The organism is Bacillus sp. z33, from assembly GCF_058313615.1.
In genome coordinates this window covers 180,165-201,912 of sequence record NZ_JBZFQN010000002.1, presented here as the reverse complement: position 1 = coordinate 201,912, position 21,748 = coordinate 180,165, and the positions used below count along the sequence as shown (strand labels likewise).

Sequence of the window (21,748 nt, the reverse complement as noted above, 5' to 3'; positions counted from 1 at the left end):
TATTTACGGTTGAAAGAACTTTATTCTACAAATTCTGCATCTTCTTTTATTTGAGTAATATCTATCTTCATTTTTTCAGCAGCCGATTTATTAATAACCAATTTCAAATCATTCGGGGCTTCAACAGGCAAGTCCTTCACTTTTTTTTCGAACTTTAGCAATTGGACAGCTTGTTCACCTGCCTGATGGCCAATATCATAATAATTGAAGCCATATGCAGCAAAACCGCCTCTTTTAACAGAATCTAGTTCACCAACAAATAATGGAATGCTTTCTTTTTCTGCTACCTGAATCACAGACTCAAGTGCAGATACGACTGTATTATCTGTAATGATATAGAGCGCATCTACTCTGCCCACCAAAGAATCTGCAGCTTGTTTTACTTCAGAAGTATTTGCTACCGATACTTTCTCCAGCGACAATTCATTTTTCTTAACTTCTGCTTCAACCGTGCTTACCTGAACCTCCGAATTCTGTTCTCCCGCATTATAAATCGTTCCAATTTTCTTATAACCCATTTCTTTTATTAACTTCACTGTATTAGGGATGGCATCTGGATGAGTATCTGTCGTTCCGGTTACATTTTTATCCGGAGCTTCCATATTGGATACTAATTTTGCCCCAACTGGATCTGTAACAGAAGTAAATACAACTGGTATATCTTTAGTTGCATTAGCTGCAGTTTGCGCACTTGGGGTTGCGTTTGCAAAAATAAGATCCACCTTTTCACTCACTAAATTATTGGCAATCGTTTGGATATTGTTTAGCTCCCCCTGGGCATTCTGTTCATCGTATTTAATGGATAACCCGGAATCCTCCAGTGCTTTTTTAAAGCCCTTCGTTGCTTCATCAAGCGATGGATGTTCTACAAATTGAGAAATCCCTACTTTATATTGTTTTTCTTTTCCATTTGGATCACCGTCCCCGGAGGATTGGTTATCCGCATCACAACCCGTAAGTGCAAAGGCTAAAATTGCGGTGCTCATTAACAAACTCCTTAATTTCATATTCCGCTCCCCCATCTCTTTATCGCTTTTATGCTTTTATTCGTTAAATTATATCTTGAAAATTTTACAAACGCAATCTTTATTATTGAATTTTCAGACAATAATAACAAGCCGTTTCCTTGCTGAAATCATATAAGCATAAACTATCTATATGATTTTATAGAAAGAAAAGGAGGTGACATGTTGCAAAAGATAATACAGTAAAAATCATAATTTCATAAAAAAAGTGAGTAAAGGCTTTTTTCAGAGATAATATTTTAGAATAAAAAAATTCCCGCATCACTGCGGGTACAAGTATACGTTCTTCTATTTTGTTTGTTGCAACATAGCATTTTTTAAGGCTCTGCGGAGAATTTTACCTGTCGTATTTTTAGGAAGCTCTTCCATAAAATCAATTGATTCAGGTACTTTATATTTAGCTAAATGCTCCTGACAATAGTGGATTAACTGTTCTTCCGTTAATTCAGGATTTTTGGACACTACAAAACATTTGATGACTTCTCCAAGATTTGGATCCGGAGCCCCTATTACGGCTACTTCCGAGATTTCCGGATAGGCGAATAAGACTTCTTCCACTTCCCTTGGATAAACATTAAATCCACCGACAATGACCATGTCTTTTTTTCGGTCTACAATATAAAAATAATCTTCATCATCTTTTCGAGCTAAATCACCCGTATATAACCATCCATCTTTTATTGCCGCTGCAGTTTCTTCAGGCATTTTATAATAGCCCTTCATCACGTTTGGACCTTTGACAATTAATTCACCAACTTCACCCGGTTGAACCTCTTCACCCAGTTCATTGACTACCTTATTCTCCACATGAATAATTGATTTACCAATAGAGCCAGGTTTTCTTGGTCGATCGATTGGATTAAAGCAAGTTACAGGGGATGCTTCAGATAAACCATATCCTTCTGAAACAATTACATTAAACTTCTTCTCAAAATTCGTTAGTAAAGCAACTGGCATAGCCGAACCTCCGGAAATACAGAAGCGGAGAGTTTTAAAGCTATTTAGATTGTCTCCCGGATATTGTAAAAGGTAATTGTACATCGTCGGTACACCTGCAAATAGTGTTACTTCATATTTTTCAGCCACTCTGAATACTTCTTGAGGACTGAATTTAGGCAAAATGACTAATGTACCACCATTCAGCAATGGAGCATTCAAGGAAACCGTCAAACAAAATACATGAAACATTGGCAGCACGGTAATAACGCGATCATCTTCATTTATCTGCAGGTAATCCGCCACATCTCTGGCATTACTATAAAGATTTTTATGCGTAAGCATTGCACCTTTTGGTTTTCCCGTAGTACCTGAAGTATACAAAATGAGTGCTATGTCATTTTCCTCGACTTCCGGAGCAGAAAAATCTCCAGTTGCCATTTGAAGCACTTCTGTAAACGTTTTCATTTTATCGGTAATCGACAGGTCCTGAGGCAATTCATCTGACCCCTTACCGGTTGGACAAACTATGACATGATTGATTTCAGGCAGCATCTGTTTCATCTTCTCAAACATAGGTATTAGTAAATCTATTGTGATAACTGCTTTTACATCTCCGTTTTTTAATATGTATGCTATTTCATCAGCTGTATAGGTTGGATTAATCGGAATGGCCGTTGCCCCCAATCTCATTAATCCATACAAACCTATTATGAAATGCGGTGAGTTGCCCAATAATAGAGCGACATTATCTCCTTTGTTCACTCCCAACCGTTGAAGACCCTCTGCGAAATGTGTCACTGCTCCATTTAATTCAGTATAGCTTGTTTTCTGATCCATAAAAATATACGCGGGTTTTGTTTTAAACTTTTCTGCCGTCTCTAGAAGTTGGGTTGATAAATTCATATTATTCCCTCCCCTGATAGAAAGGTGTAAGTTTTGTTAAAATATTCTAAATACACCCAATCTTTATTATAGAAAAAGAACTAGGCATAAGCAACTATTTAAAATTAGATATATGGATTGACCAGCCATCCATATTAGAGAGCAACAAACAGTATAAAAGACCCATTCTTTAATATATTTCTACAAGAATAACACGTTTTTTTAAAATAGTTATTTAAGAAAATATAAAAAGCTTCTTAAGGCTTATTAAACCCTCAGAAGCTATTTAATCGAAAGTATTTTTCAAGTCATAATTTCATTTAATATAAAAGATTAACAAATTCCTCTGTTGTGATATTTCCGAAATAGTGGCTAACATTTACATCTTTCAATGCTTGTCCAATTTCGGATTTAGAGAACCTCACACCAATTAATCGCTTTTCAATGTCTTCCACATCACCGACTCCAAAGAAGTCACCATATATTTTACATTCCTCAATTTTCCCTTTGGCTACATCTAAGCGAATATCAATTTGTCCAACTGCGTAACGATGAGTATGCTGAATATTAAATTTAGGTGATTTTCCATAATTCCAATCCCATTGTTGATAACGTTCTTCGGAGATTTCCATGATTTTTGTCCAATCTTCATCCGTCCATTTATATTCCTGTATGTTTTCTGTACCACCAAAAATATGTTCAAGCAGCTTTTGTCGGAATTCTTCCATGGTCAATGGGTCAGACAGAAACTCAGATATATTGGCAACTCTTGAGCGAATAGATTTAATTCCTTTAGATTTTATTTTATCTTCTTTTACCTTTAAAGCTGACACTACATTTTCAATTTCACTCGATAGCATTAACGTACCATGGCTGAACATTCTTCCCTTAGTAGCAAATTGGGCATTCCCTGAAATTTTACGCTCTCCAACCACTAAATCATTGCGGCCGCTCAGCTCAGCATTTACGCCTAATTCTTTCAATGCTTCAACTACTGGTTCAGTGAACTTCTTGTAGTTATGGAAGCTTTCACCGTCATCTTTCGTGATAAAGCTATAATTTAAATTTCCGAGGTCATGATAAACCGCTCCGCCGCCTGAAAGTCTGCGAACAACAATAATATCGTTCTCTTCCACATATTCCTCGTTGATTTCCTCAATCGTATTTTGATTTTTCCCTATAATAATAGAAGGCTGATTGATGTAAAATAATAAATACGATTCATCAATATTTAAATGTTTTAGAGCATACTCCTCAATGGCCAAATTAATGCGTGGATCTGTTATTCCTCTATTATCTAAAAATAGCATGAGTCATTCCCCCTGAATTAAATGTGAATTTTTAAACCAGTTTTGGCTAAATCAATCTCACCTGTATATACTTTAGCTGCTTGCTTTACTAGATCATTCTGATTACCGAAGTGAGGCAAATGCGTCAATATCAATTTTTGTACATTAGCATCCCTGGCTATTTGTCCAGCTTGGATACTGGTCAAATGTCCAGCCTTTTCAGCATCCATGCCTTCATAAAAATTACATTCGCACAGTAAAACATTCGCTCCCCCGAAAAAAGGAACCAATTCGGGAAAATAAGCCGTATCTGCCGTATAGGCCAATTTTTTGTTCTCAGCTTCTATCATATAAGCATAGCATGGAACAGAATGTTTTGTTTTAAGTGCTTTTATACGGAAGGGACCGATTTGAACAGATTGGCTTTCCAAAAAAGGTTGCCATACTGTTTGGTTTTTATATGTCAGTGTACCAGCTGCCGCTTTATCTTCTGTGTGGGCATAAATAGGCAATGGCTTTTTTTCATTCCCTAACATTTGATCTATTAACAGAGCATGTTGTAGTACTCCAATGTCCGCAATGTGGTCCGTATGAAAATGCGACAAAAGAACGGCATCCAACTCACTTGGTTTTATGTATTCCTGCAGTTGAGCTAATACTCCGCTTCCGCAATCGAGCAGTAATTTAAATCCCTCATGTTCGATAAGATAACCCGAACTCGCTTCTTTTTTTCCGGGAAACCCTCCCCAAAATCCAATAATCGTTAAGCGCATTCTACCCCTCCATTTTAGATCATTCCAGCTTGATTTTGTTGCACAGAATGGAACTTTACCTTTTTACAAAACAAAAGGAATAAGCTCTTGCATTCATCTATCCTTTTTCACTTTGTGCTTGCCCTCGGTGTCCCATTTCCTTTACAGAAGAGTAAACCTTAATGATGGAATCTAATAAGCTTCACACTCAATATATAACAATTAGCCTATTTTTTCATCTTTTTCAAAATTGTATTAAAACAGTGTTGACTTTCCAAATCTGTTATAATACAATGACATTATCAAACAGTTATATAACAGATTAAAATAATAAAATCTGTTATAAATCAATTAAAAACGGAGGTTTTAAACATGGTACGAAACGTTATGGAATTCTTCAGAAACTTGCCCCCTAAGAAGTGTTCAGAATGCGGTGATAACATTGAAGAACAGCACGAATGCTACGGAATCGTCTGTGATAAATGCCTGCGTCATGTATCTGAATAGTCTTTGATTAATGTTAGCAGCAATCCCCTTTAACACCGGGGTGCTCATATCGACTGTAATCTTACAGTCCCTTATTTTTTAAATTCCCTCTATTTTGCGATTTGCAAAAAACCAGCCAAAACCATTTGGCTGGATATTTTTTGTTGTTATTTACTAGCTGTAAGAAAAATTTAATCCTATATACCTTAGATTGGTCACTTAGGACCTAGGGTTCCTTCTTTCACTGACCGTGCCAATCGCTTAATATCAATATTTAAAACAGATTAAAATCTTTATTTAATGTTGTTTGAGTAGGTGTTAGAATAATCAGTAGGAATCCAAACATTCCCAAATCGAATCCTTATGATACCTTGGAGAAATAACGCAAGAGTTATAGGTGAGTTGAATTAACGATAGATGAGGTGTCTAAAAACAAATGGAAGACCATCCCAAAAGAACTGAAAAATTTAAAAGAAAAGAACCCTCAGAGATTTTGTTTTATGTTGGAAGTATGTTTCTATTAACTGAATTTCTTCCTAGCCGATTCAGCTATTATTGGGCAACCATCAGTGTATCCTTGGGTTTATTTCTACTAATTCTTACTCTTAATCTGGTTATTAATAAAATAAAGGGCTTTTATTATACAAAGTGGATTGTGTTTATTCTTATTTTTATTTCAGGTGTAGGGTTGCATCTCTTCAATACCATAAATGATATTTGATCTACTATTATTCGAATGTTTATGCGGAAATAGCCGTTTTAAATGAAAAAATATAGAACAGTTAGATAAAACCATAAAACCAAAAGTATAAGCTATCGTTTTGATCTTTCTTTACTCAAAACAATAGCTTTTTTATGTATATTGGAATCAGGAAATTTGATGAATTTTAATTGGACTTTATTTAAGCCAATATTTCTTGATCCTATCAAGGAGTAAAATAACAATTTTCCTTTTCCATGTGATTTCCTTCCTCACAAAGGGTATAAAACTATCATGACGCTCATATATATCCATCAGATACTAAGGAGTGATTGAATATGATAACCTGGATGTTGACCTTTGTATTCTTTATTTTGCTTTTGGTATCCGGTGAAACAGCTGTAAATATCTATTTAACAAACTTACTGAAACTATCACATGATCATGAGGATGCAACTGTGAAAGAAAATTAAAGGATTATTCAGCTGATTCTTTCTTTAAGTATAATAATATACACAAAAATAAAAATCCGAGAAATTCCTCTCTGACAAAGGAATCTCAAGGATTTTTTAGTTTTACAGATTTTTATTTTCAATATATTTGAGGACTTGGTTCATCGCAGCAATCCCCTGATCAATACAATCAGGCATTCCGATACCATTATAGGATGCTCCGGCTAAATAAATACCCGGCAGCTCTTTAGCCATTTTTTCCTTGATCGCTTTCAACTGATCTAAATGGCCAACCTCATATTGAGGCATTCCTTCATTCCAGCGAGTGACGATTGTGAAATCTGGTTTTTCAGTAATTTGCATGATTCTGTTCAAATCATCTAAAACAATTTGTTCAATTTCACCGTCCGATAAGTCTACGACTACCTCATCACCGGCTCTTCCTACGTAGCATCGTAATAAAACCTTGCCGTCAGGTGTAGTATGCGGCCATTTTTTATGAGTCCATGTACAGGCTGTAATGGTATAATCGCTGTTTCTCGATACAAGGAAACCTGTACCATCAATATCCTCTTTAATCGCACTGGCATCAAATGCCATCGATACTGTAGCAACTGATGTGGAAGGTACTTTCTTGAACGGTTCAAACATCTCATAATCGGGCAGAATTTGCGGTACAGTCTGATGGGGAGTAGCTAAAACAACAGAAATAACAGGCAACCGCTCCCCGTTATTTAATTCCAGCATATACCCATCACTTGTTTTAAAGATTCGATCTACTCTCGTACTTTTAAGAATCTGCTCCGCAGGAAGCTTTGCTTCAATAGCATCCGTCAACGATTGCAGCCCTTTCTTAAAAGTGCGGAACATCCCCAACTTGCTGTCACCTACTGGTTTATTATCTTTGGACACTGTTTTTTTAGGACGATTTCTTTTTGTACCCAACACGATACTTCTGTATTTTTTCTCGAGTTCAAGCATATCAGGAAACGTAGACATCGTGCTTAATTTATCGAGATCTCCTGCATAAATTCCTGAAAGAAGCGGTTCTACCAGATTCTCCACCACTTCATCCCCAAGGCGGCGCCTTAAAAATTTCCCTAACGGCTGATCACCTGTTTCTTTGGAACGTGGCAATACAAAATCCATAGCTGCTCTCATTTTACCCGATAGAGAAAATAACCCTGTCGTAATAAACGGTCCTATCTCCGTAGGGATACCCATAACCGATCCGCCCGGAATGGCATGCAGTTTATCCTTTACAAGAATATAAGATTTACCTGTTGAGTTTGGAACTATCGTACTTTCGAGTCCTACCTCTCTTGCTAAGTCTGTCATACTCTTTTTTCGTGCCAAGAATGAATCAGGACCTCTTTCAATGACAAACCCGTCACGTTTCACCGTTTGCATTTTACCGCCTAGCCTGGTTGTAGACTCTATTAAAATAATATTATAAGGCAAATTGTCTTCATTTACTTTTTTATTAAGGTAATAGGCTGCCGCCAGTCCTGCAATGCCACCGCCAATGATTGCAATATTTTGTTTAGTCGAATCCACTTTTATCGCCTTCTTTTCATTGTTGGTTAAGGTTTATTTTTTTCATTACGGCATCAACCATAGCATTGATGAAATCAGGATGTGTATTCGGCATAGCTGGACGATAGTATGTTGCTCCTATCTCATCCGTAACTACCTTACACTCATAGTCATTGTCATAAAGAACTTCCAAATGCTCTGCTACAAAACCTACCGGTGTATAAACAAAAGCTTTATATCCATGTTCATTATAAAGATCTCTTGTAAGATCCTGAACATCTGGTCCAAGCCATGGATCAGGGGTGTTGCCGGCACTTTGCCATCCAACAGCATAGTTCTCAACGCCGGCCCCTTCAGCAATCAGTTTCGCTGTTTCTTCCAATTGTTGTTCATATGGATCGCCCAGTTGTTTGATTTTTTCCGGTAAACTATGTGCAGATACGATCAATATTGCTGCTGATCTTTCTTCCGGCGTCATTTGATTAAATGCTTCTTTTACATGGTCAACCCAATATTTAATAAAGTTTGGTTCTTTGTACCAACTTTCTACAGAAGTTATACTCATGCCATATTTATCCGCAATTTCTTTCGCACGGCCATTGTATGATTTAATGCTGAAAGTGGAATAATGTGGTGCCAGAACAATACTGACTGCCTCAGTGATGCCATCAGCGTGCATTTGTTCAACAGCATCTTCAATGAACGGCTCAATATGCTTCAGACCAACATAAGAAACAAATTCATATTGATCCTGAGCTTTATTAAGCGCTGCTTCCAAGTGAGCCGCCTGATCATTTGTCGTTTTTCCAAGCGGTGAGATTCCACCAATCGCACGATATCTTGATATTAAATCTTCGAGCATTTCATCAGATGGTCTTCTTCCATGACGAATATGCGTGTAATAACGTTCAATATCTTCTTCTTTATATGGTGTACCATAAGCCATTACCAATAAACCGATTTTTTTCTTTGAATATGCCATTATTTCGCCTCTCCTTTAGATGCAATGATAGATGCAGAATATTCATGTATAAAAGCTGTCAATCGTTTTAAAACTTCTGGGTTTACTTCCGGGAAGACTCCGTGGCCGAGGTTAAATACATGTCCTGGTTCCTGTAATCCCTGTTCGATAATCTCTTTTGCTTTCTTCTCAATAACATCCCAGGAAGACGATAGCAATGCCGGATCGAGATTTCCTTGTACTGTTTTGTTTATTCCATTATTTCTTGCTTCTGTAATGGATAGTCTCCAATCAAGACCGACCACATCGAGAGGAAGGCTATTCCATTCCTTAGCCAAATGGCTTGCACCCACACCAAACATAATCAATGGAACTTGCTCTTTCCTGAGTTCTGTGAATATTCGATTCATGATTGGTTTAATATAATATTGATAGTCTTGAACATTTAAGGCACCAACCCATGAATCAAATATTTGGATGGCTTTTGCTCCCGCTTTTACTTGAGCTTTTACGTAGACAATAATGGTCTCTGCCAGTTTATCCATTAAAGCAAACCATGCCTTTGGTTCGGTATACATAAAAGCTTTTGTTTTCGTATAATTTTTAGAAGGACCGCCTTCAATCATATAACTTGCGATTGTGAAAGGGGCTCCTGAGAAACCAATAAGTGGTACGGATAATTGCTCTTCGGTCAATAATTTAATCGTATTAAGAATATAGGGAACATCTTCTTCCGGATGCAATTCACCCAGCTTTTCTACATCAGCTAATGATTGAATTGGATTGGAGATGACTGGTCCAATTCCTGATTTAATATCAACCTGTACGCCAATTCCAGGTAGAGGAGACATAATATCTTTATATAGGATTGCTGCATCTACGTTGTATTGTTCGACCGGAAGTCGAGTAACATAGGCAGCTAATTCCGGTTGATGAGTAATTTCAAATAAGGAATATTTTTCTTTAATTTTTCGATATTCAGGCTGAGATCTTCCTGCCTGTCTCATATACCATACTGGAGTGTAATCCACCTTCTCTTTATTGATTGCTTTTAGGAAGGTATCATTGAAATTTTGTCTCAAAGCCGCTCCGCCCCTCTTTTTTACCATATATTTTATATTTTTTTCCTAATTTACATCGTTTAGGCATCAATAACAACTATATCCTTTCAGCCTAACCTTGTATATAATCGTGAAAAAATTGTCAAAAAATAGACTTAATTTTAAGCATTATAGTTAACTTCCCTTTACCTAATCGCAATTTAGTTTATGAATTGCCTATTATAGGGTAAATAAAATATTACAAATTAGAATAATTACTATTAACTAACAACTCCATTATACTAAAATATCTAATCAGGGGGCAAACAATGAACTTCTATATGACGACCGGAACCTTCAGTTTTTTAAAAAGAATACAGGATAAGCGGACAAATTTATCTCTTATTTTGTTGAACAATCCTAAAACAGCCGCTCTGATTCATGAAACGGAGGAGAAAACAATCTTTTCTTCAGCAAGGAAGTTCGAAGTTTTGGATGGATTTGGTCCACTTAAACAAGAAGGATTTTTTGCCCTTTACAATATACCTGTTTCTATTGAAGATCGACCTGCATTTGAGTTTGAACTTAATAATAAATTGGTGGCTGTAAAAAACCAAGATGGAGTCAATACCATGCGTTTATTGCGGCCTATTAAATCTGATACCTATGTCGTTATGACGAGCTGGAAAAACGAGCAAGCCTATGCAAAATGGGATTCAAGTACGCTATTGACGAACAAATTCAAACTATTTAATACACAGGTTATGTTTACAGGCAATCCTTACACAGCTACCTTCCATGCCCATAAAGAAGAAAACAATTAACAGAAACAGGAACTAAGTAACTTATTAAATTCATCCGTACCTTTAATGATAATTAAACTGACCTATTTTCTATATTGGCGGCTTAATTATTTTTTAACCCTTTTTTTAGATCTCAATCTATTAAACTTATAGAAGTTTTACCAATATTAGTTTGAAAATGGGTGATTATGTAAATAAGGATACTAGATGTCATTTTATTAGGGGGATTATATGGAGAAGGAGCTATTCCAACGATTAGAGGATAATTTTAAAGAAATGGTAGCCATTCGCCGTTTTTTGCATAAGCACCCTGAACTCTCCTTCCAAGAAAAGAAAACGGTACAATTTATTAAGAACTTTTATAAAGAATTAAATGTCCCCATACGGAGTAATGTAGGAGGCGGCGGTATTGTCGCAACCATACACGGTAAATCCCCCGGAAGGACTGTTGCTTTACGTGCAGATTTTGATGCTTTACCCATTCAGGATGGTAAAAATGTCCCTTACCGCTCCACAGTGCCAGGAGTTATGCACGCCTGCGGTCATGATGGGCACACAGCTTTATTGCTGGTCTTGGCAAAGGCAATTAAAGAAATGCAGCATATGTTAGAGGGAACCTATGTCTTTATTCATCAGCATGCAGAGGAGCTTGCCCCCGGTGGTGCTAAGTTTATGATTGAGGATGGCTGTCTTGAAGGGGTAGACGCCATTTTTGGAACTCATCTATGGTCTCCATTCCCTACTGGATCCATATATATAAGCCCTGGACCGATTACGGCTACCGCAGATCGGTTTAAAATAACCATTTACGGTCAGGGTGGTCATGGCGCAGAGCCACATAACTCCAAAGATTCTTTGGTCATTGGGGCAGAAATCGTTTCCCTTTTACAAACGATAACGAGCCGAAAGATTGATCCGATGGATGCAGCCGTTGTATCGATTGGGAAATTTAAAGCAGGAGAAGCATTTAATATCATTCCTGACAAAGCCTTTTTGGAGGGGACTGTCCGCACCTTTACATCAGAAATACAAGAGCAGATCATTGAGGAAATTGAACGGATTGTTAAAGGCGTCTGCCTGGCAAATAATTGCCATTATGAATTAAGGTACTTCAGAGGATATCCTCCAACCATTAATCATCAAGCTGAGGCAGACTATATAGAATATAAAGCCAGCGATATCGTTGGCAGCGAAAATATACAAAAAATGATGCCACTGATGGTTGGTGAGGATTTTTCATATTATCTCCAGCATGTCAGAGGAGCCATGTTTTTTACAGGCGCTTCTCCGAAAGGATCAAATCATCCTTATCCACACCACCATCCTTTGTTTGACTTTAATGAAGATGCCATGTTAATCGCTGCAAAGACCTTGGGCAGTGCTGCCATCGGTTTTCAGGAATGGCGCTATTTTTGACTTTCCCAGCGGCGGATTCGATACTCATAATCCAGAAGTTTTCTAGGGTTATGGACAAATAGGAAACAAAAAAACTGGCATTCTTTTTTCACGCCAGTTTTTCCCTCTTTATCTTTCTTTTTTCATCTATTTTCTGCTTGCTTAAACCATCTCATTCGGTAGGCATATTTTGCTGTTTCTCCCAATTGTTCAAGCAGCTGATGATTAGCCCAGGCTCCTACTATTGCGCCAATACCCGGTACCAATTGGATCATTTTTATAAAGTCAATGGAATCACGATACTCCTGCTGAAAGCTTTGCCAATCCATTTTCATGTATGGCTCTTTTTGATTTTTCCAGTCTTCTATTACTGGGAGAAGCTCTTTTCTTTTCTCCACAGAAGAAAAAGCGAGTTGGAAAACAAGTAGGATAAATACTCTTTCTTCCCATTTTTTCGGGTCATATCCATATAGCTCAGAAATACTGAATAAATACTTTATTTTTATCGAAAGAAGCAGAGGGAAATCCGAAAGACCAAGTAATAATCCACCAGCCCCTGTCCCTGCTCCTTCAATAACTGCCGTTCTTCTGTATACATTCAGCATAGATTGAGCGAATTCTTCTTTTTCTTCAAGCGTTTCCCCTATATGATCCACTTTCTTAAAATAGGTGGAACTATATAATACACCATCTACCATTGTTTTAATGGAAGTGCTAATTATATCATGTACTTTTTGAGGTATTTTTTGATTGATGGCCGTTTGAGCTTGTTTGGACAGCCGCATGGCCATACTTGGCTTTACGCTAATTTTTTTCTTCCATAAATCCAATTCCTGTCTGGCTCTTTGCTCGTACCTTTCAGATAACATACATAACCCCCAATGCCGCTTACATTTTTTTCATTGCAAATGGCCTGAAAATAAAAACGAACGCAAAACCAATAACCAGTGTTAAAATAGCCAGTTTAACCCCTTCACCAATCAGAATTGTGACAAAGAAAATCAAATTTTGAATAACCAAAACAGTAATCAATAGCTGTAGAACGGCCTTTCTTCTATAATCTGTATGCAACGGATAGAGATCCATCACCATTTTTGGATCATGATGATGCCAAATTGGCAAGAGTTGCAAACCAGTCATATACAAAAATAATACTGCAACAAATAGCGTCCCCCAACCGAAATCTACGAATAAGAATAAAACAACCCCAATGACTGTTAACCTTACAAACAGCCCTAGGTAATCATTTGCTCTGACAAATGTTCTGGCATATAAGTAGCTGAACGGATTATTAGACTTACCGGACAGCATCTTAATCACACTGCCAAGCCAGCGCCTCTCCGAAATTTTTTCACGCAATTTTGGGACATCCGTAAACAAATTGGCTATTCGATAAAAGGCAGCCATCCTGCTGTTTTCCAGCTCAATCAGCTTTTCCCAGTGTATACTTTCTTTTCTTGTGCTTTTCCAGTAATACAAGCAAAGCCCTCCTAAAAGAAACAGCACGCTCGCAATAAAAAAGAATGATTCATTCTTAACAAGAAAATACACAAAAGCTGTATTTAAAACGAAACGGATTAAACCATCAATAAGAGTAGTACTTTTTTCTCTGTAGTATAAGGCAAACCAGCGTGAACATAGATTAATCCCCTTAACGATCAGTAAAGCTAGGAGCAGCCACAAAAAGGATACAGTTTGTTGCATCGTTTGAATATACATCGGCATTAAAATAGCCAGTGCCATAATAAGGATATAGCCCTGCATGACTAAACTGAATATAATCGATTTTTTTATATAGGATGATAATTTTGACTCGATCGGCAACAAAAATACAATATCCGGATCTCGAAAAAATGTTGTAACTGGGCTAATCGTAATAATCAATCCTAAGATAATCGCCATAATCCACCCTGTTGGAAAATCTGGGGTCAATGTCTTAAGCCATTCACTGTAATAATACCCCACTCCTCCAAGCAAAATAATCATCACAAAGACTAGGTGTCCATTAAATATGTACCGTAAGTATTTGGTTGTTTCCTTCAAATAATTATTAAATCGGTCCTTCCATAATGTTTCCTTATTCATGGCTATCTTCCTTTGTCAATTGCAGATAAATATCATCCAGAGAAGCCCCAGGCATGTTAAATTGATTGCGTAAATCTTCAATATTCCCTTTAGCCCGTACCTCACCTTCATGAAGAATAATAAAAGAGTCGCAATATTTTTCTGCCGTAGCCAGGATATGGGTAGACATTAAGATCCCTGCTCCCTGATCTTTCATATCCTTCATCATATCGAGTAAGGATTGGATGGCAAGCGGGTCAAGCCCAACAAATGGTTCGTCAACAATATATAAAGAAGGCTCAGCAAGAAAAGCACACATAATCATTACTTTTTGTTTCATCCCTTTGGAAAAGTGAGCCGGAAACCATTTCAGCCTTTTCTCCATTCGATATTCCTTTAATAGCTTCTCCACTCTTTCTTTATAAACAGACTCTTCTATTCCATAAGCCATGGCAGTCAATTTTAAATGCTCTTCTAATGTCAGTTCTTCATATAAAATAGGGGTTTCAGGCACAAATGAAAATTGTTTACGGTAGCTGTCTTTATCATCCTTAAACTGGCTTCCATTTATCCTGATTTCTCCTTTTTTCGGTGTCATTAAACCAATAATATGTTTGATGATCGTTGATTTCCCTGCCCCATTTAATCCAATCAATGCGACAAGTTCATTCGGTTTCACTTCAAAACTCACGTCTTTTAATACAGGGGTCTTCGTATAACCGCCTGTTATATGATTAATTTCAAGCAATGACATAGAGACAGTCTCCTTTTCTTTTTCTTCCTTTCATTGTAACAAACGTGTCCTCAAACGGAAAATGCTAAAAGTAATCACAGATTTTTTTATGACATTTCTATGTATATTAAAAAAAATCATGGGCAATCTATAATCAGAGGGGAACAACATTCACTTTACTTCATTGATAAATGGGGTGTTGGTTCGCGATAACGTATGGCTTTAACCTAGGGTTTGATCAGTGTACTTCTTTTTGAAAATGGGGTGTTCGCTAAAGGCCTATAACCTGAAATTGGGATTAATAATTCCAACTATTAAGGGGTTGGTTGCATTGGACATAACATGGGAAAACGACAAAATTGCTCCATCTAACGGATTGGAGTAATAGTCAGAGAAGATTCTGTACGAATATCCAGGAATTAAGCTTCCCCTCAGAGGATGGGGCGTAACATTTTATGTTGCGTCCCTTTCCTTTTTTCCCGTTTCTGTCTGTGCTACACTAATACATAAAGAATGAAGAAATAGAAAGGGTGTTGACCATGGAAGGTTGTATTTTTTGTAAAATTAGCAAAGGCGAAATTCCCTCCGCAAAAGTTTATGAAGATGAGCATGTGATGGCCTTTTTAGACATAAGCCAGGTCACAAAAGGACATACCCTCGTCATCCCGAAAGTACATAAAGAAAATGTGTATGAATTGACACCTGATATCGCAAGTCATGTGTTCCAGGCCGTACCTAAAATAGCTCGTGCTCTAAAGCAAGAATATCAGCCGATCGGACTGAATGTGTTAAATAATAATGGTGAACATGCGGGCCAATCCGTCTTCCACTTCCATATCCACTTGCTTCCTCGCTATGGCCAAAATGATGGATTTGGCGCTGTTTGGAAAACACACACAAGCGAGTATACCGGTGAAGACCTAGCTAATATTGCTGCGTCAATCAGTCAGCATATTCAATAATCGGAAATTAAAACAAGTTGGCTGCCTTTTAATAAGGCGGCCGTTTTTTGTTCGTATAGTTCACAATCGTTAAGACTGACTGCCTTCTTTTATAATTTAGATCTGTTTCTACATCCAAACCATCTATTTACTATATATTACTATTACAAACTCACACATACTTAAAATCCTTCTCAGATCATTCATATCATAATTGACTAATACATACTTTATTGTTTAAATTACAATAAAACGGAATATTCAGGAGATATAAAGAATTGAGCATTAATAAAAGAATGTACTATACTATACCTATATTATTTAATTTCTAAATAATATAATAGAATTTTACATAATCGCCAGCAAAACTGGAGTTTTTGGTATAAGCCCATATACGTTTTGGAAGGATGATTTATATGATTAATATACTTGTTACGCTAGATATAAATTAATATCCAATGATAAGCTGGATATGGATTATGTTATAAACCACACCCTTTTCCTCCACTTTTGCGGAAAGAAAAAACCGTGGAAACATAACTACAACGGCAGATTTCATGCTCTATATAAACACTATGATAAGTTGGCATTTAGTGAGGCGTATGCTGTTGGACAAGAATTACTCCAGTCTGCCTTAAGTGGTAAATCCAGTCTTCTCTAAAATTATGTTTCAAAATAAAATTAGACTGTCCAAAGCATCTTGAATGAGGTGCTTTGGATTTTTTAGAATGTGGTTAGAATCTCAATTAAAATTGAATAGTATTTCACTGATAGTTTATAAACTAGTCGACGGCGCTTAACTTAAAAAGGACAGAATACAGCGGAAAAGTTAATTAAATCAACATCAAGCAAAATATCTATTAAGGGAACCCGAAAGATAAAAGAAGCTAGAGAACATGACCCGCATAGGAGTTCTTTAATTTCATTTGTCATCAAGTCTGACAGGCTCTTAATAGAGCCTGTCACCTATCTTTATTGAGCTGTATATCCACCGTCTACAAGGATAGTTGTGCCAGTAATGAATTCATTTTCTGCAAGGAAGACAATAGCGTGGGCAATTTCATTCGGTTGACCTAAGCGGCCAATTGGATGTTTCTCCACAAGATTGTCATAGTAATCTCCCAATGCCTCTTTGTTTACCATTCCAGATTCAACATAACCCGGAGCCACTGCGTTTATACGAATACCGCGGTTTGCATATTGGATAGCCGCTGATTTTGTCATCAGGTTAACTGCACCTTTTGAGGCGTTATACGCAAATGCGCCAGGCTCACCTACACTTCCTAAAATTGAGGAAGTATTGATAATCGCTCCGCCACCGGAATTTAGCATCTGATTGATAGCGTGCTTAATCCCAAAGAAAACACCGTCCTGATTAACACGAATCACTTTTTGATAATCCTCATAGGACAATGTGTGAGTTTCACTCAAAGCCCCAATACCGGCATTGTTCACCATGATATCCAGTTGACCATATAAAGTTACAGTGGCCTTCACAAGATTTTCTACAGACGACTCACTGCCAGCATCTACTTGAATAAATGTCACCTCAGATCCGTCTGCTTTTAATTCCTCTACTCTTGCCTCTCCTGCTTCTTCATTATAATCAGCCATAACAACCTTTGCCCCTTTATCAGCAAAAGCTTTTACAGTGGCTAACCCAATACCGCTGGCTCCTCCAGTCACGATGGCTATTTTGTCTTTTAAATTCATCATAGATTCTATTCCTCCTTATTTTACAAGCGCTTTCATACCATTCTATCATTATAGAGAATAAAATATAGTTTATTTGGTTATATATGTAAATTTAACTATATATAACTTAAAAAGGCTGGTAAGCTTCATTCTGGTTGTAGCTTAAAGCCACCTGAAAAAGGTAAAGTAATGAAATGTATTTAGTATATAAACATAAGCGAGGGTGAAAAATTTCAAAATCTACTAATTTAGATCGTTCACTCTTCTGAGCTACATAGGAAGAATATGTTCATTTCTAAATAATCTGACACCCTATAACTAACAAAATAGTCTGATTTTTTATTTATCTTTACCATTATTTGAGGTAGAATATGAGATGATTTACACCCTTTAGTTCATAAAAGCACTACAGAATTCTAATATAATAATTACGATATCGGAAGGGGAATGAAGATGACACGTGCTTATAATTTCAATGCCGGGCCTGCTGCTTTACCGGAAGAAGTTCTATTAAAAGCTAAACAGGAATGGATGGATTTCGATGGTAGCCATATGTCTGTTATGGAATTGAGCCACCGTAGTGAAGAATATGGAAAAGTACATGCTAAAGCAACGATTTTGCTGAAAGAGCTTATGAATATTCCTGAAAATTACGAGGTATTATTTCTGCAAGGTGGAGCGAGTCTTCAATTTTCCATGGTACCTATGAATCTCCTGTCTCCAGAAAAAACTGCAAGCTATATTTTGACTGGATCCTGGTCCGAAAAAGCATTAAAAGAGGCACGTAAGATTGGCCGAACAGAGATTGCTGCTTCTACTAAGGAGACAAATTATAAGCGAATCCCTGAAAATGATGAAATTACTTTGGATCCTAATACTGCCTATTTGCATATCACCAGCAATAATACCATTTATGGCACACAGTGGAAGGAATTCCCTCATACACATTCAGCCCCACTCATTGCGGATATGTCCAGTGACATACTAAGCAGACCAATCAATATCGCTGATTTTGGGCTTATTTATGCAGGTGCCCAAAAAAACCTTGGCCCCTCAGGTGTCACAGTCGTGATAATCCGGAAAGACTTAATTAAAGAACAGCCACAATTACCAACCATGCTCTCTTACGATACATATGCGATTTCCCAGTCTTTATATAATACTCCTCCGACTTTGGCTATCTATTTGTTGGCTTTAGTTCTTGAGTGGACAAAAGATAAAGGAGGTGTTGAAGCAATAGAAAAAATCAACATCCAAAAAGCTAAAACCATTTATCAGACTATAGACGAGAGTGCAGGATTTTATAAAGGCCATGCAGAGAAAGTAAGCCGCTCAAACATGAATATCACCTTTACCCTGCCTAGTGAAGAATTAACAAAATTATTTATTCAGGAATCCAAAAATGCTGGCTTTGTCGGTTTAGCCGGTCACCGTTCAATTGGTGGATGCAGAGCATCAATCTATAATGCTGTTCCATTAGAGCATTGTCAAAAGCTATCCGAATTCATGAATAATTTTAAAAACAAGCACATTCACGTGTTAAATATTACTAATAGATGATATACTCTAAATAACCTTTTCGCGATTGGCAATGAGCGCACAATCGGAAAAGCAAATGAGATGAGATGAGAATAGGAGAGATGAGAAGTGAATACAAAAATTATGGTGACTTTATCCCTATTGGTTGGAATTGGGGCTGTATTGCACACCGTCATGCCAGGAATTGTGTTTGGCATGAAACCAGATTTAATGCTGATTATGATGTTTCTTGGGATATTCTTATTTCCAGATCTTAAAAACACGATTCTGTTGGGAAGCATAACCGGAGTTATTTCCGGATTAACTACTACTTTTCCAGGAGGATTAATTCCAAATCTGATTGATAAATTTTTCACCGCATTACTTATGTATGCTATTTTTAGCTTTGTACAAAGATTAGGAAAGACATTTACCATTTCAGTCACGCTTACTTTTATAGGCACACTGATATCCGGAATGCTATTTCTTGGATCTGCCTATCTAATCATTGGATTACCTGGCCCATTTCTTGCATTGGCAGCTGGAGTAGTCTTACCTGCAACAGTTATTAATACTGTCGTAATGGCCATTATTCATCCCATTGCCAGCGGCATTTTAAAACGATCAAATATAGCCATTAATTAATAGTTAAAGAGGATGGAAACCATAATAGGCTTCCACCCTCTTTTTTATTGTTCTTTGATGATTAGAATCTCCACATTAAGATTAATACTAAAAGAAGAACAGTAACCCATATTCCACTCATATGAATTCTTTTCTTTAAGACCCGTTTGGCTGGATACACTCCTCCTCTTCCAAGTGAAATAATGGAGTAAAACAATATACTTATAAATGCACTGAAAAGGATTAATATGAGTAAAAAAATCGCCACTTTTCCTCCTCCTTTTCATCTTCCTATCTAAGTGTATGCACATCCATTATTTATATGAAATAACATAATAAGGGATAAATAAATAAGAAATAACTCAAAATATAAATGAATATTTTCCCAAAAATAGTTTCCGAAAATAGTTTTTTACGTTTAAAATAATATAAAAAAAGGAATTGTTAAATATAAGGAATAATTTTAAAGGGAATTTTAACTTTATGTAGAAATCTGTTATGGAAAGATAAAATTGAGGTGAATAGTAATGAAAGCAAAATCTTTATTGATCGGTTTTATTTCTGGGCTTACAGTAGCCGGAGTCTCTGTATTATTTAGTACACCCAAGTCCGGAAAAGAGTTACGATTACAACTTAAGCAATCGAAAGATGAGACTATGGACCTTCTTCTAAATGTAAAAAGAAGTGTTGTCCAATTGAAAGAAGAATGTGTATCCGCAACAACTGTTAGTAAAACACAAATTCAGGACTACGTAAAAGGTGTAAAAGAGGCATTGGATGAATGGAAACAAGACAGCCAAGCACATACGAATGCTATTAAAGTTCAAATTAATGATGTTGAAGTAGCCATCCAGGAGCTCGAAACAGCTATTTCTCCGCTCACTACAAAATAAAACGCCACCGAGAAAATAAAGGTAAAAAAACTAAAAATTTGGCAAATTACCATTTTTGTTATTTAATATTTTATAAGGATAATAAATAAAGAAAAGTAGGTGAGCGTATTATGACTGAAAGTTTGAATTCCATCAAAGAAGCTATGCTATTTACCCAACGCGTTGCTCAACTTAGCAAAGCTCTCTGGAAAGCAATTGAAAAAGATTGGCAGCAGTGGATCAAACCCTATAATTTGAATATCAATGAACACCATATTTTATGGATTGCTTACCATCTTAAAGGTGCTTCTATCTCGGATGTTGCTAAGTTCGGTGTCATGCATGTATCTACAGCTTTTAACTTTTCTAAGAAATTAGAAGAACGTGGTCTTCTTAAATTTTCAAAAAAGGAGAATGACAAACGTAATACCTATATTGAGCTTACGGAAGAAGGAAACCAACTTTTGCTTGAACTTGTAAAAGTATTCGATTCATCTAAGAACTCTGTCTATTTAGGTGCACAACCGCTGAAAGACCTATACGGGAAATTTCCGGATATGATGGAAATGATGGCGATTGTGAAAAATATATATGGAGATGACTTTATGAATATTTTTGAAAAATCATTTGCTAATCTCGAAAATGAATTCACGGATGAAAATGGAGTTCTGGAAAAAATTGAACACCAAAAAGAGCCCATTCAATAATAATAGTTAAAAGCGGAATGACCAAGTAATTTACTCCGCTTTTATCTTGAATGGGCTTGTGTATTTAGTCACAATATGTTTTATATATCTCCGATTCTCTCCCTCCACATTTCCCCTTAGATAATTAAATATTAAAACGATTCTTACTCTTTACATAATTGGTACTTTTTTGATAATGTAAGAGAGATACTAGCGTCAAGGAGGATAACAGAGTGATATCTCTCATTTTGTTTTCAATATTTGCCCTTTCTATTTTGTACTATATAAATAAATTATCCGAAAGCTTCTGTATAAAAAAAGAAATACCAGAAGCTAAACAGGCGAAATTTTTTCG

21 protein-coding genes are annotated in these 21,748 nt (G+C 36.6%); 9 read left to right on the top strand and 12 right to left on the bottom strand.

Annotated elements, in window-relative coordinates; translation table 11 throughout:
- Positions 1–20 precede the first annotated feature (20 nt).
- The 4 genes from AC4G3L_RS08030 to AC4G3L_RS08015 all read right to left on the bottom strand — a co-directional run bounded on the left by AC4G3L_RS08030 (position 21) and on the right by AC4G3L_RS08015 (position 4,908).
- Entirely contained in the window at positions 21–1,022 is a 1,002-nt protein-coding gene (locus AC4G3L_RS08030) for an ABC transporter substrate-binding protein (protein ID WP_491076437.1), read from the bottom strand.
- 291 nt (positions 1,023–1,313) lie between these two features.
- Positions 1,314–2,867 (bottom strand): fatty acid--CoA ligase family protein, encoded by a 1,554-nt coding sequence (locus AC4G3L_RS08025; RefSeq protein WP_491076436.1) that lies wholly within the window; start codon positions 2,865–2,867, stop codon positions 1,314–1,316.
- 299 nt (positions 2,868–3,166) lie between these two features.
- Positions 3,167–4,156, bottom strand: coding sequence for a lipoate--protein ligase (gene lplA, locus AC4G3L_RS08020; protein ID WP_491076435.1), 990 nt, complete (start codon positions 4,154–4,156; stop codon positions 3,167–3,169).
- Between the two features lie 17 nt (positions 4,157–4,173).
- On the bottom strand, positions 4,174–4,908 hold the full coding sequence (locus AC4G3L_RS08015; protein WP_491076434.1) for an MBL fold metallo-hydrolase: 735 nt from the start codon (positions 4,906–4,908) through the stop codon (positions 4,174–4,176).
- Positions 4,909–5,259: 351 nt separating this feature from the next.
- On the opposite strand from AC4G3L_RS08015, the gene yhfH reads away from it, so the two are divergent.
- Both yhfH and AC4G3L_RS08005 read left to right on the top strand, forming a co-directional pair.
- Positions 5,260–5,394 (top strand): protein YhfH, encoded by a 135-nt coding sequence (gene yhfH, locus AC4G3L_RS08010; RefSeq protein ID WP_491076433.1) that lies wholly within the window; start codon positions 5,260–5,262, stop codon positions 5,392–5,394.
- 1,017 nt (positions 5,395–6,411) lie between these two features.
- Complete coding sequence (locus AC4G3L_RS08005; protein WP_491076432.1) at positions 6,412–6,546, top strand: hypothetical protein; 135 nt, start codon at positions 6,412–6,414, stop codon at positions 6,544–6,546.
- Between the two features lie 102 nt (positions 6,547–6,648).
- Here AC4G3L_RS08005 and hemY read toward each other — a convergent pair whose 3' ends face one another.
- From hemY to hemE, 3 genes are read right to left on the bottom strand one after another with little or no spacing between them, the layout of a single operon-like run.
- On the bottom strand, positions 6,649–8,082 hold the full coding sequence (hemY, locus tag AC4G3L_RS08000; protein WP_491076431.1) for a protoporphyrinogen oxidase: 1,434 nt from the start codon (positions 8,080–8,082) through the stop codon (positions 6,649–6,651).
- Between the two features lie 16 nt (positions 8,083–8,098).
- A complete protein-coding gene (gene hemH / locus AC4G3L_RS07995) occupies positions 8,099–9,043 on the bottom strand; it encodes a ferrochelatase (protein WP_491076430.1) in 945 nt (314 codons plus the stop codon).
- Positions 9,043–10,104 carry a uroporphyrinogen decarboxylase gene (gene hemE / locus AC4G3L_RS07990; RefSeq protein WP_491076429.1) on the bottom strand — a complete coding sequence of 354 codons (1,062 nt, stop codon included), beginning with the start codon at positions 10,102–10,104 and terminating at the stop codon, positions 9,043–9,045. The genes hemH and hemE overlap by 1 nt, the downstream gene beginning before the upstream one ends.
- 287 nt (positions 10,105–10,391) lie before the next feature.
- Between hemE and AC4G3L_RS07985 the strand changes: the two genes are divergently transcribed.
- Positions 10,392–10,886, top strand: a complete 495-nt coding sequence (locus AC4G3L_RS07985; protein ID WP_491076428.1) for an antibiotic biosynthesis monooxygenase — start codon at positions 10,392–10,394, stop codon at positions 10,884–10,886.
- A gap of 210 nt (positions 10,887–11,096) precedes the next feature.
- Positions 11,097–12,281 carry a M20 metallopeptidase family protein gene (locus AC4G3L_RS07980; protein ID WP_491076427.1) on the top strand — a complete coding sequence of 395 codons (1,185 nt, stop codon included), beginning with the start codon at positions 11,097–11,099 and terminating at the stop codon, positions 12,279–12,281.
- Between the two features lie 122 nt (positions 12,282–12,403).
- On the opposite strand, the gene AC4G3L_RS07975 is transcribed toward AC4G3L_RS07980, so the two are convergent.
- The 3 genes from AC4G3L_RS07975 to AC4G3L_RS07965 are packed head-to-tail and all read right to left on the bottom strand — an operon-like array spanning position 12,404 to position 15,078.
- The gene (locus AC4G3L_RS07975; protein ID WP_491076426.1) at positions 12,404–13,129 is read right to left on the bottom strand and encodes an EcsC family protein; all 726 of its coding nucleotides are present in this window, start codon (positions 13,127–13,129) and stop codon (positions 12,404–12,406) included.
- A gap of 19 nt (positions 13,130–13,148) precedes the next feature.
- The gene (locus AC4G3L_RS07970; RefSeq protein WP_491076425.1) at positions 13,149–14,345 is read right to left on the bottom strand and encodes an ABC transporter permease; all 1,197 of its coding nucleotides are present in this window, start codon (positions 14,343–14,345) and stop codon (positions 13,149–13,151) included.
- A complete protein-coding gene (locus tag AC4G3L_RS07965; RefSeq protein ID WP_491076424.1) occupies positions 14,338–15,078 on the bottom strand; it encodes an ABC transporter ATP-binding protein in 741 nt (246 codons plus the stop codon). Before AC4G3L_RS07965 ends, AC4G3L_RS07970 begins: the two co-directional genes overlap by 8 nt.
- A gap of 518 nt (positions 15,079–15,596) precedes the next feature.
- Between AC4G3L_RS07965 and AC4G3L_RS07960 the strand changes: the two genes are divergently transcribed.
- Positions 15,597–16,019, top strand: coding sequence for an HIT family protein (locus tag AC4G3L_RS07960; protein WP_491076423.1), 423 nt, complete (start codon positions 15,597–15,599; stop codon positions 16,017–16,019).
- 951 nt (positions 16,020–16,970) lie between these two features.
- Here the strand turns inward: AC4G3L_RS07960 and AC4G3L_RS07955 are convergent.
- On the bottom strand, positions 16,971–17,714 hold the full coding sequence (locus AC4G3L_RS07955) for an SDR family NAD(P)-dependent oxidoreductase (protein WP_491076422.1): 744 nt from the start codon (positions 17,712–17,714) through the stop codon (positions 16,971–16,973).
- Between the two features lie 432 nt (positions 17,715–18,146).
- Here AC4G3L_RS07955 and serC point away from each other — a divergent pair, with 432 nt between their 5' ends.
- Together serC and AC4G3L_RS07945 are read left to right on the top strand one after the other, a co-directional pair.
- The gene (serC, locus tag AC4G3L_RS07950) at positions 18,147–19,253 is read left to right on the top strand and encodes a 3-phosphoserine/phosphohydroxythreonine transaminase (RefSeq protein ID WP_491076421.1); all 1,107 of its coding nucleotides are present in this window, start codon (positions 18,147–18,149) and stop codon (positions 19,251–19,253) included.
- Positions 19,254–19,340: 87 nt separating this feature from the next.
- Positions 19,341–19,856 carry a tryptophan transporter gene (locus AC4G3L_RS07945; RefSeq protein ID WP_491076420.1) on the top strand — a complete coding sequence of 172 codons (516 nt, stop codon included), beginning with the start codon at positions 19,341–19,343 and terminating at the stop codon, positions 19,854–19,856.
- 61 nt (positions 19,857–19,917) lie between these two features.
- Here AC4G3L_RS07945 and yhzF read toward each other — a convergent pair whose 3' ends face one another.
- Complete coding sequence (gene yhzF, locus AC4G3L_RS07940) at positions 19,918–20,103, bottom strand: membrane protein YhzF (protein ID WP_491076419.1); 186 nt, start codon at positions 20,101–20,103, stop codon at positions 19,918–19,920.
- 259 nt (positions 20,104–20,362) lie between these two features.
- On the opposite strand from yhzF, the gene AC4G3L_RS07935 reads away from it, so the two are divergent.
- Complete coding sequence (locus AC4G3L_RS07935) at positions 20,363–20,728, top strand: YtxH domain-containing protein (RefSeq protein WP_491076418.1); 366 nt, start codon at positions 20,363–20,365, stop codon at positions 20,726–20,728.
- A gap of 110 nt (positions 20,729–20,838) precedes the next feature.
- The gene (locus AC4G3L_RS07930) at positions 20,839–21,414 is read left to right on the top strand and encodes an HTH-type transcriptional regulator Hpr (RefSeq protein WP_491076417.1); all 576 of its coding nucleotides are present in this window, start codon (positions 20,839–20,841) and stop codon (positions 21,412–21,414) included.
- The last annotated feature ends 334 nt before the right edge of the window (positions 21,415–21,748 follow it).

Excerpts from the sequence above, each read along its gene's own strand:
- AC4G3L_RS08030 (WP_491076437.1), bottom strand. The coding sequence starts at position 1,022 with ATGGGGGAGCGGAATATGAAATTAAGGAGTTTGTTAATGAGCACCGCA.
- AC4G3L_RS08025 (WP_491076436.1), bottom strand. The coding sequence starts at position 2,867 with ATGAATTTATCAACCCAACTTCTAGAGACGGCAGAAAAGTTTAAAACA.
- lplA (WP_491076435.1), bottom strand. The coding sequence starts at position 4,156 with ATGCTATTTTTAGATAATAGAGGAATAACAGATCCACGCATTAATTTG.
- AC4G3L_RS08015 (WP_491076434.1), bottom strand. The coding sequence starts at position 4,908 with ATGCGCTTAACGATTATTGGATTTTGGGGAGGGTTTCCCGGAAAAAAA.
- yhfH (WP_491076433.1), top strand. The coding sequence starts at position 5,260 with ATGGTACGAAACGTTATGGAATTCTTCAGAAACTTGCCCCCTAAGAAG.
- AC4G3L_RS08005 (WP_491076432.1), top strand. The coding sequence starts at position 6,412 with ATGATAACCTGGATGTTGACCTTTGTATTCTTTATTTTGCTTTTGGTA.
- hemH (WP_491076430.1), bottom strand. The coding sequence starts at position 9,043 with ATGGCATATTCAAAGAAAAAAATCGGTTTATTGGTAATGGCTTATGGT.
- AC4G3L_RS07985 (WP_491076428.1), top strand. The coding sequence starts at position 10,392 with ATGAACTTCTATATGACGACCGGAACCTTCAGTTTTTTAAAAAGAATA.
- AC4G3L_RS07980 (WP_491076427.1), top strand. The coding sequence starts at position 11,097 with ATGGAGAAGGAGCTATTCCAACGATTAGAGGATAATTTTAAAGAAATG.
- AC4G3L_RS07975 (WP_491076426.1), bottom strand. The coding sequence starts at position 13,129 with ATGTTATCTGAAAGGTACGAGCAAAGAGCCAGACAGGAATTGGATTTA.
- AC4G3L_RS07970 (WP_491076425.1), bottom strand. The coding sequence starts at position 14,345 with ATGAATAAGGAAACATTATGGAAGGACCGATTTAATAATTATTTGAAG.
- AC4G3L_RS07965 (WP_491076424.1), bottom strand. The coding sequence starts at position 15,078 with ATGTCATTGCTTGAAATTAATCATATAACAGGCGGTTATACGAAGACC.
- AC4G3L_RS07960 (WP_491076423.1), top strand. The coding sequence starts at position 15,597 with ATGGAAGGTTGTATTTTTTGTAAAATTAGCAAAGGCGAAATTCCCTCC.
- AC4G3L_RS07955 (WP_491076422.1), bottom strand. The coding sequence starts at position 17,714 with ATGATGAATTTAAAAGACAAAATAGCCATCGTGACTGGAGGAGCCAGC.
- serC (WP_491076421.1), top strand. The coding sequence starts at position 18,147 with ATGACACGTGCTTATAATTTCAATGCCGGGCCTGCTGCTTTACCGGAA.
- AC4G3L_RS07935 (WP_491076418.1), top strand. The coding sequence starts at position 20,363 with ATGAAAGCAAAATCTTTATTGATCGGTTTTATTTCTGGGCTTACAGTA.
- AC4G3L_RS07930 (WP_491076417.1), top strand. The coding sequence starts at position 20,839 with ATGACTGAAAGTTTGAATTCCATCAAAGAAGCTATGCTATTTACCCAA.